This is a genomic window from Acinetobacter sp. NIOH-H-8 (assembly GCF_046635365.1).
Classification (GTDB): domain Bacteria; phylum Pseudomonadota; class Gammaproteobacteria; order Pseudomonadales; family Moraxellaceae; genus Acinetobacter.
On sequence record NZ_JBHDVN010000063.1, the window covers coordinates 1 to 14,604 of the forward strand.

The 14,604-nt window shown below is 40.9% G+C and carries 12 protein-coding genes, 1 rRNA gene and 1 pseudogene; 2 read left to right on the forward strand and 12 right to left on the reverse strand.

Going from position 1 to position 14,604, the window contains the following annotated elements; all coding sequences use genetic code 11:
* On the forward strand, nucleotides 1-210 hold a 210-nt coding region (locus ACEWB7_RS15355; protein WP_411580948.1), incomplete at its 5' end, for a hypothetical protein.
* A 215-nt stretch (nucleotides 211-425) separates the two neighbouring features.
* Here ACEWB7_RS15355 and ACEWB7_RS15360 read toward each other — a convergent pair.
* The 4 genes and pseudogenes from ACEWB7_RS15360 to ACEWB7_RS15375 all read right to left on the reverse strand — a co-directional run bounded on the left by ACEWB7_RS15360 (nucleotide 426) and on the right by ACEWB7_RS15375 (nucleotide 5,482).
* Nucleotides 426-2,090: an OmpP1/FadL family transporter gene (locus ACEWB7_RS15360; protein WP_262738863.1), complete on the reverse strand. Its 1,665-nt coding sequence runs from the start codon at nucleotides 2,088-2,090 to the stop codon at nucleotides 426-428.
* 12 nt (nucleotides 2,091-2,102) lie between these two features.
* Nucleotides 2,103-3,352, reverse strand: a pseudogene (locus ACEWB7_RS15365) (hypothetical protein).
* Between the two features lie 38 nt (nucleotides 3,353-3,390).
* Complete coding sequence (locus tag ACEWB7_RS15370) at nucleotides 3,391-4,224, reverse strand: C39 family peptidase (RefSeq protein ID WP_005234137.1); 834 nt, start codon at nucleotides 4,222-4,224, stop codon at nucleotides 3,391-3,393.
* Between the two features lie 190 nt (nucleotides 4,225-4,414).
* Entirely contained in the window at nucleotides 4,415-5,482 is a 1,068-nt protein-coding gene (locus ACEWB7_RS15375; protein ID WP_262738864.1) for a DUF6160 family protein, read from the reverse strand.
* A gap of 260 nt (nucleotides 5,483-5,742) precedes the next feature.
* Between ACEWB7_RS15375 and ACEWB7_RS15380 the strand changes: the two genes are divergently transcribed.
* Nucleotides 5,743-7,074 (forward strand): anthranilate synthase component I family protein, encoded by a 1,332-nt coding sequence (locus ACEWB7_RS15380; RefSeq protein ID WP_262738865.1) that lies wholly within the window; start codon nucleotides 5,743-5,745, stop codon nucleotides 7,072-7,074.
* A gap of 124 nt (nucleotides 7,075-7,198) precedes the next feature.
* Here the strand turns inward: ACEWB7_RS15380 and hisC are convergent, their stop codons facing one another.
* From hisC to rrf, 8 genes are all read right to left on the reverse strand, one after another.
* Nucleotides 7,199-8,290 (reverse strand): histidinol-phosphate transaminase, encoded by a 1,092-nt coding sequence (gene hisC, locus ACEWB7_RS15385; protein WP_180047903.1) that lies wholly within the window; start codon nucleotides 8,288-8,290, stop codon nucleotides 7,199-7,201.
* A gap of 118 nt (nucleotides 8,291-8,408) precedes the next feature.
* On the reverse strand, nucleotides 8,409-9,710 hold the full coding sequence (gene hisD / locus ACEWB7_RS15390) for a histidinol dehydrogenase (RefSeq protein ID WP_208462758.1): 1,302 nt from the start codon (nucleotides 9,708-9,710) through the stop codon (nucleotides 8,409-8,411).
* Nucleotides 9,711-9,898: 188 nt separating this feature from the next.
* Nucleotides 9,899-10,600, reverse strand: coding sequence for an ATP phosphoribosyltransferase (gene hisG / locus ACEWB7_RS15395; RefSeq protein WP_005234128.1), 702 nt, complete (start codon nucleotides 10,598-10,600; stop codon nucleotides 9,899-9,901).
* Nucleotides 10,600-11,856: a UDP-N-acetylglucosamine 1-carboxyvinyltransferase gene (murA, locus tag ACEWB7_RS15400; RefSeq protein ID WP_411580949.1), complete on the reverse strand. Its 1,257-nt coding sequence runs from the start codon at nucleotides 11,854-11,856 to the stop codon at nucleotides 10,600-10,602. The genes hisG and murA overlap by 1 nt, the downstream gene beginning before the upstream one ends.
* 7 nt (nucleotides 11,857-11,863) lie before the next feature.
* Nucleotides 11,864-12,115, reverse strand: coding sequence for a BolA family iron metabolism protein IbaG (gene ibaG / locus ACEWB7_RS15405; protein ID WP_004783413.1), 252 nt, complete (start codon nucleotides 12,113-12,115; stop codon nucleotides 11,864-11,866).
* Between the two features lie 135 nt (nucleotides 12,116-12,250).
* Nucleotides 12,251-12,583 carry a ribosome hibernation-promoting factor, HPF/YfiA family gene (hpf, locus tag ACEWB7_RS15410; RefSeq protein WP_411580950.1) on the reverse strand — a complete coding sequence of 111 codons (333 nt, stop codon included), beginning with the start codon at nucleotides 12,581-12,583 and terminating at the stop codon, nucleotides 12,251-12,253.
* Nucleotides 12,584-12,768: 185 nt separating this feature from the next.
* On the reverse strand, nucleotides 12,769-14,214 hold the full coding sequence (locus tag ACEWB7_RS15415) for an RNA polymerase factor sigma-54 (protein ID WP_411580951.1): 1,446 nt from the start codon (nucleotides 14,212-14,214) through the stop codon (nucleotides 12,769-12,771).
* Between the two features lie 270 nt (nucleotides 14,215-14,484).
* Nucleotides 14,485-14,599, reverse strand: a 5S ribosomal RNA gene (gene rrf, locus ACEWB7_RS15420).
* Nucleotides 14,600-14,604 lie beyond the last annotated feature (5 nt).

Below are 14,604 nucleotides of genomic sequence, written 5' to 3' on the forward strand. Positions count from 1 at the left end.
CTGGTTGTACTGGTTGTACTGGTTGTACTGGTTGTACTGGTTGTACTGGTTGTACTGGTTGTACTGGTTGTACTGGTTGTACTGGTTGTACTGGTTGTACTGGTTGTACTGGTTGTACTGGTTGTACAACCATATTATTTTTTTGCTCACCTATTGTCACACTTTTTTCCACCGCCTTTGGCTCGGATTTTTTCAGATCCTGTGCAGTAGATGTAACGGGCGTAGTCAATTTTTTCGGAGTAGTGGCCGCTTGGTTTTTTGTTGTTTCTTTCTGCTCATTATTTTGACGTGGCACAACTAATGGTCGCCCATCGGGCCCAATGATCGTAATAAACTCTCTGGCATTTGTATAAAAAGACCATGGTACCAGACTTAATGCCAGTACCATTTTTATCCCTAAGTTCCCTGTTCTGATCATTTCTTCCTTACCAACGGGTGCGATAGTTCAAACCTAAAATTGTGATCTTGGTATCTGTTTTGACATTCAAGCCTGCATATGGATTCAGTAACAGGTTATTTACCCCGGTCTGGTTCGCTAGGCTACTGGTATTTGCTGGAATATTATCTTTACTGCGTAAGAAACCAATAGATAGATCCAGATCCGTATCTGCGTCAAAACGGTAGCCCACTCCTAAACCAAATAGCTGTGCACCATTAATCGGTACCATAGTATTGCGTTTATCTTTTGGAATGGCACTGGTACGTGGTTCATAGCCAGCACGAAGTTTCAGTCGGTCAGTTGCTGAATACTCTACTCCGATCCCGAAGTTCCATGGCGACTCAAACCTAAGCGGTAATGCAAGTGAAGAATCCGTTACATTGGCAGATAACAGTTTGGCAATCTTCAAAGCAGACAGGGTACGGTCGAACTCAAACTTGAATTGGTCCCAAGCAGCATAATCTGTCCAGCCAATATCAAAATTGACTTGTAGATCTGGCATTACCTTATATTTGATCCCCGCCTGAAAGTGAGCTGGGTATTCGAAATCCATGGAAACCAGACCCGATTCACTTGAAGGGATATAATTTGGAAAACCAAGAATTGCAGCTAAAATCTGGCCAGTTGGAGAGGTCATCAGACCTTTAATCATTTCCTGTGGTGCTTTGGCATTATCGATATGATATTTACCTTTTAAGCGCATTTTGGCAGCACTCTGGTAAACCATACCAAAACTGAAATCTTCAGTTGGCTCCCATAGAACACCCAGGTTATAGCTTGGACTTAAATTTTGTTCTAATGAAAGTTGCATTTGGCCAAATTTACCAAATGGGTTCATCCCTTCATCAGCATTACAGATCCCGAGCAACAAGATATCAGTAATAATGTCAGAATTTTCTTTAAATGGTGTACATACGACTTCATCAATCATACGTAACATGCCAATCAGCTCATTGGGAAAACGTAAATCTGTTTTCATGGCAATGGCTTGATAAGACATCCCGATTGAAGCACCAATCGAAAGCTGGTCGTTGACTTCATAACCAATTGATGGAGATAAATATGTAATCCGCTCTAAAGCAACCTGTTGTCCCATAAAATTGGCCGGATTACCATCCTCATGACCAAAACCTGCCACTAGTGGTGCATAAACGGCAGTTGCATAAGTTGCTTTAGAACCTGGTGGTTTATAAGAGACCCCCATGGTAGGTGCTGCCATCGGGAGGCCTTCACCCAAATCCACCATTTTTTTCAAAATTGGTACGTAGAGACTGACATACTCTACATCACCCTTCACTGGGCCCTTAAAATCTGTACATAAATCAGAAGACACTTCAGGTCCATCATTACAGACCATTGGATCATCTGAATAACCAAAAACGTTATATCCAGCAGGAACCGTAAATTCACGCTGAATATTAAAGTTCGCAACAATAATTTGCTGTTCGGTTTGTAAGCCTTCAATTTTAGCCAATGCAGCCGGGTTAAAGTGAATTGCATTCACTCCTGGCGGATCTGCAGTAACTGCGTTCCCCATAGACAATGCACGCAGGTCAACAGAAAGGTTGGTCCCTAATTGTGCAAAGGTATAACTTGAACAGCCCGCAAGAATAATTCCTGTTAATAACGGGCTAAGTCGAATGTTTTTCATACGACACCCCTATTAACTGAATTTCTTACCGAAACCTAAAATATCAAGTGGGAATGAAAGTCCCAGTGAAACATCTGGTGCATCTTCGGTCAGCCCTAATCCGACCGTACCATTTACAATGGTTTCTGGGGATACACGCACTTCTAAAGAAATCGCAAAAGTCGAGCTAGTCTGATCAGCGGCTGAATAGCTTTCACCCGTGTGATACTTAAATTCTGCACCAGTATTAAAGCTTTGCTGATAAGACATGGTCATGGAAACGTCATAGTTAAATGAATAAGCGAAACCGAAAGCAAAACCACCACTAATCCCTGGTTCAAACTCTTCAATAATTCTTGTACCGCGACGCTGATCTAAGCCAGATTCCTTAAACCCATAATTTGCAGAAACTGAGGCAAACAGCACCACCGGGTCAATATATTTACGTGTACTCGCCCCTACACCTGCTGAGTAATACCCTTTACCTGCAGCCAGATCTTTTGCTGCATTAATTTCATATGGGCTATCACCTGTTTTCGTCGACAAATTAGCAAATAAAATAAGTAGTAAACGACCTGCTTTTAAAGGAAATGGCTCCCAACGTGCGCCTAGACTAATATCTCCTAATCCTGCTGTAGAGGTATCTTTTAATAAATCTGTTTTAGCCACCAAAGGTAAGGAAGCTGTTAAGGTCAGGTTATCTTTCACCCCGTACTGAAAAGTGAAAGTATTGGTCAGGCTATGTGTTGCATTTTCCTGAACACGGAGCTGATACAACTGGCCCTGTGCCATTTCCATATCGAGTTGTGTATCTCGATAATAGGTATAATCAATATCGTAATAGGATGAAATTTCGCCTTGTTTAATAAGTGAGTATTGACGCTCATTTGAAGTAAATACTTCTTCTAGACTTGCTTCCTGAGTAGCATCTCCTTCTTTTTTCTGTAAGGCTTGAGATGCATCTACTGCTTGAGCGGCTGGAGCTTCAACAGGTGCAGCTGTTTCAACAACAGCTTCTTCCTGAACTGTTTCATATCCAGTTCAGGCTCTGCTACAGCTTCCTCCTGAACTGTTTCATACCCCCCAAGTTCAGGTTCTTCTACAGCTTGAGTTGCTGCTGGTGCAGGCTGAATATCAACGGATGCGGCAGTCTCGACTACTTCTTCCTCAACCGTTTCATACTCACCCAGTTCAGGCTCATCCGCAGCCCATGCCACTCCCATGACCATCTGAATGCTGAGCGCCAAGAATGTCTTGTTCATCCATTTACTGTTCATATCCATTTCACCATTTTTAATTTTTCTATAGCCATCTTTTCGTTTTATTTATTCTTGTAATAAAGTCTGAGAAAATTATATTGATATTCCCCAAATTTTTCTGAATCTACATTACGGTTACGATCCATACGGATAGTCGATGCTTTATCGGCAATTTTATCCATATAGAACTGTGGATACTGCATATCAACTAAAGCATAACGGTTAATGGTTGCATCTTCGACATGACGCATATCCGAATCTTTTAATGCCAAAAAGTTTTTTCGATATTGTTCAGGGACATTAATTAAATATAAAGTATTGTTTTCCCAAACTTCCTTAAATCGCTGTTCATCAAAACTGATATTACCCAGTGCTGGATCGGCAACATACACCCGTCCATTTTTATAAGCTTTGTACACGACAAAATGTTTAAATCCTGCATAGGAAATAGGAACAATGGCGGGTTGCCCCTGTTTAACCAGATCTTCAAATTCTCCGCGATAGCCGCCACTTTCCAGACCTAAGGCAGCAACAAAACGCTTCATATCAAGAAGGGAAAAGCTACGACGTTCGATGATTTTATCCGTTTCACCAAATTTCATTAGGCCATTCATGACTTGCTGCTCATCCAGCCGAGTACCTACATAGCCATTTAATAAAGTCGTAAGTGCTGCTGAACCACAACTATAATCATAAGCCTGACGCACAATTCCCTGAAACTGGTCTAACAGTGCAGGTTTGACTTCCACATGTTCGCGGTGCATACGTACGAAAGAATCATTTCTTGAATCAAGAACTTCAGTATAGTGAACAGCGCCCGGTGGCTGTTTTTTAATATCCAGAGCTTCTTTGGCAGCGTAATACATCAATGCCGAGCCCAATGCAATCTCTAACATATTCTTTTACTTTTCTTATCATTGGCATGATGTGCCTAATTTTTCTTTTTATAGAGTCTTCACTCTACTTCCCTGTAACTAGAAAGACACCTTCTTTTTCAAAAAAATACAGTCTTTTTTTATTTTTTTAGATAGATGTTGTAGTCATAAAAAAAGCGCGTGTAAACACGCGCTTTTTTTAAGGTAAGAATTAGTGACCAGAAATGGTAATAATTGCACCTTTTGCATATTGGCCAGTTCCCGGGCTAAAGTAAGTTTGCAGACCTTGGATTTCCATATCACCAATTGATGCTGCATTTTGGCTACCTAGGTGAATACCTTTCACATAGTTATCATGTGCACCACTTGTACTCACAATACGAATGAAACCATCGTTTGCACTTGATTCGCCAAATACACTGATGCTTTGGTTCAATGTCAAATCTTTAGAGTTAGCATCTGTCAACTTAATGCTTTCAATGAAGATTTCACCTGGGCCTGAGGTGTTTACACCTGCAGCAACTTGTCCACCAGTCGTTGAATTATCGAAAATACCCAAATCTGTAATTGTTAAGCCGCCAGTCATTGTTGCATTCAACTTAATCATTGCACCCTGTGGAGCAGCACCTAATTGAATATTGGCAGACATTGGACCTGTTTTAAATGATAGGCCAGATAAAATCGCATTTTCCTTACCAGCACCACCACGGCGAATACTAGTAGCTGAAGCTAAACCACTTTCATAATCTGTAAGAGATGAAGCTGATCCCACAACCCCAATTTCACCGATGTTAATATCCAAACCAGATACTTCAGCGGCAATGTTGATGAACGGGTTACCAGCACCAGCATCTGAGTCAATGGTTAAATCTGCAAGGTTACGTGAAGCTAGTAAATACGCACCATTGTCATCGTAGTTTGCACCAATCACGATACCATTAGCTGCTGTTCTACCCTTACCATTTGCTTTGATATAGATTGCACCTGCTTCACCAGTACCACCCACAATACCATTAGCAGCCTCTCCAGGGCGAAGAACAACTCCATCATTATTATAAATTTCAATAACACCCGCTGTTGCAGTAGAATCTTCAGCTAAACCATCATTATCATGGATAAATAGTTTTTCAATTTCAATTTTTGAAATACCGATACCGATTTTCAAACCGTCCTGACCTGTAGTCGCGCTTAGAGATGCATCGTCCAGTGATTGCATCGCCATTGCGTTTGCACTAAAAGCAACTGAAGCAGCTAAAGCCAATTTTGTGAATTTTTTCATTGTTTACTCTCCCAAGAGTACTATTTTTTTGGTTGTGAATCACTCAGTGCCGACGTTGTGTTTTTTATTTTCTGACAACGCAAAGCATCTTTCCTTGAGTAATTTTGCTCGCCCACTTAACTTAACGTCGAGTCATATTTTGATCAACTGTCGTTGGTCGCAATATTGAGCTTACCGACAAACGGTATTTGATGATTTAGAAATATTTTTTCCTATTCTTGATATAAAATACCGGGTCATATCGGAATATGCGCTACTGAATGAACGAAGCTCCTTACCATTGTCCTTTAAGTTTTGCATCTCTTCAGCTTAAAGATCTATTGCATGCATTAAGCCCCTTAGATCACCTGATATATTTAAATAATAATGGGCAACCTTTTATTGCCTGCTGTGCACAGAAATATTTTATGGTGCAGGATGAACAAATTCAGTCATTTAAGAGAGTAGATATCGAGCAATATCAGGCTGATATAGCTGAACTCATCTTAGAGCTTGAGCAAACTCCAGATATTCAAGCGAATGAATTTTATGGGGGTTATGTTGGGTTTATTGGCTATGATTATGCTGCTCGACAGCACACTCAATACCCGGAGCGAGCTCAACCTGGCTTATTTATCGGTCAATTTGATTCTTATATCAAGTTCGAAGCTGATCAATGGGTATTTTATAGTCATGATCCGCAAGCAGCAGATATTTTCAATCATCTTCAAAATCTATTAAATCAAGCCTCCATAGCGCCTAAGTTTCAATTAAAAACCCTTTGCAGCCCACGTTGGGACAAATCTCGCTATGCACAGACATTCCAGGATATTCAGGATTATATTCTAGCCGGTGATTGTTACCAGATTAACTTGACCCAGGAATTTACAGCACTGGCTGAAGGTTCATTATTAGAAACTGCACATGCTTTCTGGACATTAACCAATGCGCCATATGCGGGCTATCTTCGTATTGGTGATTTTGAATTATTGAGCTGTTCACCTGAACTGTTTATTGATTTTGAAGCACATCGAAAAATTGTCACCAAACCGATTAAAGGTACCATGCCACGTTTTGCCGATCCGGTGCTTGATGAACAATCCAAACAACGCTTAAAAGACTCAAAGAAGGATCAGGCTGAAAATGTCATGATTGTAGATTTATTACGCAATGACCTCAGTGTTTATGCAGAAACAGGTTCAGTCAAGACACCTAAACTATTCAATATTGAATCATTTAATCAGGTACATCATATGGTTAGCGAAGTCGAAGCGACTTTAAAAGAAGGTGTGCATCCTTTTGATGTATTGCTGTATGCACTTCCAGGTGGATCAATTACCGGTGCACCAAAGATTCGCGCCATGCAAATTATTGAAGAGTTAGAAGGTGCTCCACGTGGAGCGTATTGTGGTTCATTAGGTTATTTTAATTTTGATGGAACAGGAAGCTGGAATATTCTGATTCGCTCGATTCAGAAATATCAAGATGAGGTTTCACTTTGGGCTGGTGGCGGAATTACGATTTCTTCTGACTGTGATGCAGAATATCAGGAGTGTTTTGATAAAGTCGAGGCCATGCTGGATTTACTCAATACCTGGTATAAACCCGAATAAATAAAAAGCGGCTCCATAGAGTCTTGAATCTCCCCTACCCCCTCTTTAACAAAGAGGGGGATTCTCTCTCTTTAAAAAGAAAAAGGTTCCCTCCTTTATCAAAGGAGGGTTAGGGTGGATTTAATTAAGCTAAAATATCATTTTTCAACGTGTCTACTAAACGCTGATTTTGCTCATCTGTACCAATGGTAATACGTAAGAATTGATTGATACGAGGTTTATTAAAGTAACGTACGATAATGCCGCGTTCCCGTAATTCAGCTGCTAACTCACCTGCATCTTTTGATGGTAGTGAAGCAAAAATAAAGTTCGCACTTGATGGCAAGACTTTGAAACCGAGCTCATTCAACTGATTAACCAGTTTTTCACGACTGGCAATCACTTTAGCATTTTGTGCTTCAAAGTATTCCTGATCTTCGAATGAAGCCACTGCAGCCGCAATCGCAAAACGATCCATTGGATAAGAGTTAAAGCTGTTTTTTACCGCTTCAAGCGCCGCAATCAGATGCGGTTGCGCAATCGCGAAACCAACACGTAGGCCTGCTAAAGAGCGGGATTTTGAAGTCGTCTGACAGACTACTAGATTCTCGTATTTATCAATCAAACTCACTGCTGATTCAGCACCAAAATCTACATAGGCTTCATCAATGACGACCACTGAATCAGGATTCGCCTGCAGAATTTCTTCAATGGCAGACAAACTAAGCGCAATACTGGTTGGCGCATTCGGATTAGTGATGATAATGCCGCCATTTGGCTGTTTATAATCATCTACCACAATTTCAAAATTTTCATTGAGCGGCAAGATTTTGGTTTTGACACCAAAGAACTGGCTATAAACTGGATAGAAGCTATAGGTAATATCTGGATAAAGCAGTGGCTGTTCCTGAATAAAAAAGGCTTTAAAGATATGTGCTAGAACTTCATCAGAACCGTTACCGACAAAGACATTTTCAGCAGCCACATTTTGTTGTTTAGCTATGGCATGTTTCAATTCAGATGCATCGGGATCTGGATAAAGGCGTAAAACATCTGCGCCATTGGCTAAAACTTTTTGCACCGCTTCCACGACTTTCGGTGATGGTGGATACGGATTTTCATTGGTATTTAATTTTAAAAGGTTTTGAATTTTGGGCTGTTCGCCTGGAACGTAAGGCTCTAGCTCACGGACTTCAGGGCTCCAAAAACGCATTTGCTCTATGGTGATATTCGACATTTTCTATTCTCAAATTCCCTCTCCTTTTCGGAGAAGGTTAGGGAGAGGTTAAATAATTCCCCTTACCTAACCTCTCCCGAAGGGAGAGAAATATCTTTTATTCAATATAAGTATTTAATTACTGATAGCGATAACGTGCTGAGCGTGCATGCGCATCCAGATTTTCCTGCTGTGCCAGAACATCTGCAGTTTTCGCAAGGGTTTTCACACCATCTTCAGAACACATAATCAGGCTTGAACGTTTCTGGAAATCATACACACCCAATGGCGATGAGAAACGTGCTGTACCAGATGTGGGTAATACATGGTTTGGACCTGCACAATAGTCACCAATCGCTTCAGGCGTATAACGTCCCATGAAGATCGCACCGGCATGGCGGATCTCTTCAGCCATTTCTTGAGCTTCATCCAAACATAGCATTAAATGTTCAGGTGCTACTTGGTTAATTAGCTCAATACCTTCAGCACGATCTTTCACAAGCACTAATGCACCACGATTGGCAATTGAAGTGCGCGCAATTTCTGCTTTTGGTAGAGCTAGCAAATGTTCTTCAATTGCTTGTTCTACTTCATTGAGAAGCTGTTCATCAGGCGTAATAAATACAGCTTGAGCAACAGTGTCATGCTCAGCTTGAGATAACAAATCCATCGCTAACCATTTGGCATTATTCTGCCTTTCTGCATAGACCAGAATTTCTGAAGGACCAGCAATCATGTCGATACCGACCTGACCAAATACGGCACGTTTTGCCGCAGCCACAAAACGGTTCCCTGGACCAGTGATTTTATCGACACGTGGAATGGTTTCTGTACCATAGGCCAATGCAGCAACCGCTTGTGCGCCACCAATGGTAAATACACGGTGTACGCCAGCCAGATAGGCAGCTGCCAATACCAATGGATTCAATTCACCATTAGGTGCAGGCACCACCATAACAATTTCACCCACACCTGCCACATGTGCAGGAACAGCATTCATTAATACTGAAGATGGATATGAAGCCAAGCCACCTGGAACATAGATCCCTACGCGATCCAATGGCGTCACTTTCTGACCCAAGGTATTACCTAGAGCGTCGACATACGTCCAACCATCCTGTTTTTGTGCCTGATGGAATTCGCGAATGCGGTTTGCAGCCAATTCTAAAGCTTCACGCACTTCAGTCGTCAAGCCTTCGAAAGCTGCTTTAAGTTGCTCTTGAGTCAGTTCTAAATCTGAGAATTGATGCGCTGGATGTCGATCGAACTGCTGAGTCAATTTAAGAACATGAGCATCACCATGCTGACGTACGTCAGCAATAATTTGGTCTACAGTTTTTAAAAGTTCAGGATCATTCACGGTTTCAAAAGCCAACAAGTCAGCAAACGCCTGCTTGAAGTTTTGATCTTGTGTCGATAAACGTCGCATCAATTTACCCATAAGGTTTGAATTCGAAGGCTTTAGTTTACCTGTTTTCAAAGACTTTGTCGGTAGCTAGAACAGACTTGTGCTATGAGTTTTATTGGAAATAGCTTTTGATAAAATTGATGAAAGCATTGAGCTTCTTATATTTATAATCAGCAATAAAAAAACCGCCCAAAGTGGACGGTCTTTGATAAAGCTTAAATTTAAGCTTTTTTCGCCTGTTCGCGTGCTTCCACTGCTTGCTCAAGCTGAGCAAGAATCGGATTCAGCAATGCTTGCTTACGTTTAAAGCTGGCTTTGTTCACAATCAGACGTGAAGAGACTTTGCAGATTTCTTCAAGTGGTTCAAGACCATTGGCACGCAGTGTATTGCCTGTATCAACCACGTCAACAATGTAATCACCTAAACCCACCAATGGTGCAAGTTCCATTGAACCATAAAGCTTGATCACATCAACCTGTTCACCGAGGCTTGCGTAGTATTGACGGGTCAGATTCACATATTTAGTCGCAATTTTTAAACGGCCTTTCGGACGCTCCATGCCGACTTTACCTGCTGTCATCAATTTGCAGTTGGCAATTTTCAGATCTAATGGTTCATAGACATTTTGCGCGCCATGTTCCATCAACACATCTTTACCTGCCACACCGATATCTGCCGCACCATTTTCAACATAAGTCGGCACATCAGAAGCACGTAAAATCAGGATACGCACCTGTTTATGCGTAGTCGGAAAAATCAGCTTACGTGATTTATCCGGATCTTCCAGCAGGTTAATCCCTGCTGTTTCAAGCAGCGGTAAAGTTTCTTTTAAGATACGGCCCTTGCTTAATGCTAACGTTAAACCATGATCAAAATTGCCCATTACGTCAAAGTTTGGATCATCGTTTCTCATATCACTCATTAACTTACTCGCTTAATTTGGGCACCTAAACCTTTTAACTTTGCTTCGACATCTTCATAACCGCGGTCAATATGATAAATACGGTCAATCAATGTTTCTCCTTCGGCTGCAAGTGCTGCAAGAACTAAAGAGAATGAAGCACGTAAATCTGTTGCCATCACAGGGGCTGCAGAAAGTTTTTCTACACCCGTTACGACAGCATCATTACCTTCGACCTGAATATTAGCTCCCATACGGGCCAATTCAGGCACATGCATAAAACGGTTTTCAAAAATCGTTTCAGAAATTGTAGCAAATCCACGACCAATAGCATTGACTGCCATCAACTGGGCTTGCATATCTGTTGGGAAATCTGGATGTGGCAGGGTACGGAAGCTCACCGCTTTCGGACGTTTACCCATCATATCCAGTTCAATCCAGTCATCACCACGAGTAACTTCTGCACCCATTTCTTCAAATTTGTCTAGTACAGCTTCCATTAAAGCCGGATCTGTATGTGTGGTTTTAACACGACCACCAGTAATGGCTGCAGCAGCCAAGTAAGAACCGGTTTCAATACGGTCGGCCACTACTGCATATTCACAGCCATGCAGGCTTTGTACACCAGTAACCACTAGCGTATCGGTATCCAGGCCTTCAATTTTCGCACCCATCTTAATCAGCATTTGAGCAAGATCGGTAATTTCAGGTTCACGCGCCGCATTGCGAATCGTGGTCACACCATCCGCCAATACTGCAGCCATCAAAATATTTTCAGTACCCCCTACAGTCACCATATCAAATACGACTTCACCGCCTTTCAGACGGCCATCAACTTTGGCATGGACATAGCCTGCTTCAACTTCAATCTCAGCACCCAAAGCTTCTAGTGCTTTCAAATGCTGATCGACTGGACGGGAACCAATCGCACATCCACCTGGTAAAGATACTTTTGCACTACCGTAGCGCGCCAATAGAGGACCAAGCACCAAAATAGAAGCACGCATGGTTTTTACGAGTTCATAAGGGGCAAACTGGTTATCTAAGGTAGAGGTATCTGCAATAACTGTATCGCCTTCATAACTAATCGTGATCCCGAGACCTGCGATCAGCTTTACCAAGGTATTTACATCTTTTAGATTTGGAACATTTTTAAGTGTGATTGGCGTATCAGCAAGAATCATTGCTGCTAATAATGGAAGCGCTGCATTTTTTGCACCAGAAATACGCACTTCACCGTCGAGCTTAATACCGCCCTGAATTAAGAATTTATCCATTAATTGATTAAGCTCCAAATAAGCTTGCTTTACGCCATTCTTCTTTGGTCAATGCACGAATGGTCACAGCATGCACTGCACCACTGGCAATATGGGAATTGAGAGGAGCATAAACAGCTTGTTGACGTGCAACCGGACGTTTACCTTCAAACTGATCATCCACAATACGGAGATCGAATTTTCCGCCCTGACCACTCACAGCAACATCCGCCTCAGGAAAAGCGGCTTTTAAAATTTCAGCGAGCTGTTCATTATTCATCACAAGACCTCTTATAGGACTAAGGGTGTAAAACGAGTCATTTTACTATAAATGTAAAAAATAATTCATTAGTCACATACATTATATATATAAAAAAAGAGGCTTCTAAAAACCTCTTTTTCCCCATTTGGTCGCTTAAATGGCTAAACTCTTATGATTCAGCTGCATTTCGCGATATCGGTCAATCTGTTTTTTTAATTTTTCCGTCAAAATTTTAATCGAGGTATACATGTCATCAGCATTGGCATGGGCAAAAAACTCAATACCCGGTAAACGGACAATCGCTTCTGCGATATGGTTACTACTGCCTCTTTTTGAGCGCTTATCAATCTGATGATCTTTGGAAAGCTTAACCTGCATGCTGTTCACCTGATCCAGATGTTTGGTCATCTGTGAAAATTTCGTTTTTATATTTTCTTCAATCGCTGGCGTAATTGATAAATGATGTCCACGAATTGTTATTTGCATAGTTCTATCCCTCACCTTCATTAGGATCAGAAGAGTCACAGTTAAAAATGAAAAGAATACAATAACTTGCTCAAGCAAAATCGTGATTTAAAGCATTTATTCAGATCATTTTTACCATTTCTCAAAAGAAAAAAAGATTCATTACAATGTCATAATGAATCTCTAGAATAATCAAATTTCAAAAACTAGATCAAGACTTTTCGCTCAGAAGAGGAAGGAATATGTAACGATTCACGATATTTCGCGACAGTACGTCGTGCTACATCAATCCCCTCTTCTTTCAAAAGATTGGCAATTGCATTGTCAGATAAAGGCTTACGTGCATTTTCTTCAGCAATCATTTTCTTAATTTTGGCACGGATTGCAGTAGATGAAGCCTCACCACCAGAAGTCGTCCCCACATGACTCGAGAAGAAGTATTTCAGTTCAAATAAACCACGAGGAGTTAGCATATATTTGTTAGTCGTTACACGGGATACGGTTGATTCATGTAATTCGACTTCTTCAGCAATATCACGTAAAACCAGAGGCCTCATACCTTCAGGACCAATCTCTAAAAAGCTTTTCTGATGTTCAACAATACAGGTGGCTACTTTTAATAAAGTTTTATGACGTTCATCGATGCTTTTAATAAAGTTTTTCGCTTCCAGCATCTGATTACGCAGGTATTGATTATCTTCACTTTGATCAGCACGACGAATCATATTGGTATAAAAAGAATTTAGTCTTAACTTTGGCATCACATCAGGATTCAACGTCACCTGCCAGCAGTCATTCTTTTTCATTACCACGACATCCGGGATCTGATAATCAGATTCCTTACTTTCAAACTCCAGTCCCGGATATGGCTTAAGAGTTTTCAGTAAATCAACGGCACAGCGCAATTGTTCCTGATTTAAGCCAGTTTGTTTAATGAGTTTTGGTAATTCATTGGTAATCAGCAACTCATAATGTTGCAGCAATTTGACCGCATCATTACGACAAGGGGTATTAACTGGCAGGCTATCCAGCTGAATCAATAAACACTCAGCGAGATTTCTAGAACCCACTCCTATCGGATCAAGACGTTGAATATGCTTGAGAACAACGAGTACTTCATCCTCTTCGATTTCTTCCTCATAATCCATGGAAGATAAAAGATGCTGTACTGATGCAGTAATTTCGGAAATTTCTGCATCTAGAAAACCCTTTTCATCTAGAGAATCAATAATGCAGTATGCAATCAGTTGATCAATGCGAGAAAAGTGCAGCAGATTAATCTGCTCGAGCATATATTCTTGTAGGCTTTGCTGGCTTTGACGATTGTCTTCGCGCTCTTCGAACTCTGCTGCACCCAGACTTGTCGGTTGATGAGTATAGACATCATCCCAGTCGGTATCTACAGGTAGATCGTCCGGAAGATGGTCTGCATTGAGTTCATTGGTTAAATCCTTTTGACTCGCATCAACAGTTGAAAGACTTTCAACACTGATTTGCTCTTCAACTTTTTCTAACAAAGGATTACTATCAAGTTGTAGCTGGATTTCTTGCTCTAGTTCCAAACTGGATAATTGTAATAAGCGGATTGCTTGTTGTAACTGTGGAGTTAATGACAGCGAGTTGGCAATTCGTAATCCCACTGATAATTTCATATGACCCCCTAATAAAAATCTCGTTTTATAAGCAATTTTCATGCCGTTTTAACCTTTATAACATAGTTTGATAAAAAAACACACAAAACTATAATGATTTCATGAACTTTAACGTCATTTTTATATAATTTTTTAAACGTTATTAACTACTTATTTTTATTAAACAGTAATCAGCCAATTTGTAAATTAATATAATTTGACTTAATTTTCTTAAATCCCAAGCATAAAAAAAAGCCCCCTGCGTGAGCAGAGGGCTTTTTAGAAATAATGAGCTGGCGATGACTTACTCTCACATGGGAGACCCCACACTACCATCAGCGCTAAGAGGTTTCACTTCTGAGTTCGGGAAGGGATCAGGTGGTTCACTCTTGCTATGGTCGCCAGCACAAC

What these genes read in the sequence shown, in the direction of transcription:
- hisD (WP_208462758.1), bottom strand. Translation starts at nt 9,710, where the DNA reads ATGGGTAAATTGATGCGACGTTTATCGACACAAGATCAAAACTTCAAG.
- hisG (WP_005234128.1), bottom strand. Translation starts at nt 10,600, where the DNA reads ATGAGTGATATGAGAAACGATGATCCAAACTTTGACGTAATGGGCAAT.
- ACEWB7_RS15415 (WP_411580951.1), bottom strand. Translation starts at nt 14,214, where the DNA reads ATGAAATTATCAGTGGGATTACGAATTGCCAACTCGCTGTCATTAACT.
- ACEWB7_RS15370 (WP_005234137.1), bottom strand. Translation starts at nt 4,224, where the DNA reads ATGTTAGAGATTGCATTGGGCTCGGCATTGATGTATTACGCTGCCAAA.
- ACEWB7_RS15375 (WP_262738864.1), bottom strand. Translation starts at nt 5,482, where the DNA reads ATGAAAAAATTCACAAAATTGGCTTTAGCTGCTTCAGTTGCTTTTAGT.
- hisC (WP_180047903.1), bottom strand. Translation starts at nt 8,290, where the DNA reads ATGTCGAATATCACCATAGAGCAAATGCGTTTTTGGAGCCCTGAAGTC.
- ACEWB7_RS15380 (WP_262738865.1), top strand. Translation starts at nt 5,743, where the DNA reads ATGAACGAAGCTCCTTACCATTGTCCTTTAAGTTTTGCATCTCTTCAG.
- ibaG (WP_004783413.1), bottom strand. Translation starts at nt 12,115, where the DNA reads ATGAATAATGAACAGCTCGCTGAAATTTTAAAAGCCGCTTTTCCTGAG.
- hpf (WP_411580950.1), bottom strand. Translation starts at nt 12,583, where the DNA reads ATGCAAATAACAATTCGTGGACATCATTTATCAATTACGCCAGCGATT.
- murA (WP_411580949.1), bottom strand. Translation starts at nt 11,856, where the DNA reads ATGGATAAATTCTTAATTCAGGGCGGTATTAAGCTCGACGGTGAAGTG.
- ACEWB7_RS15360 (WP_262738863.1), bottom strand. Translation starts at nt 2,090, where the DNA reads ATGAAAAACATTCGACTTAGCCCGTTATTAACAGGAATTATTCTTGCG.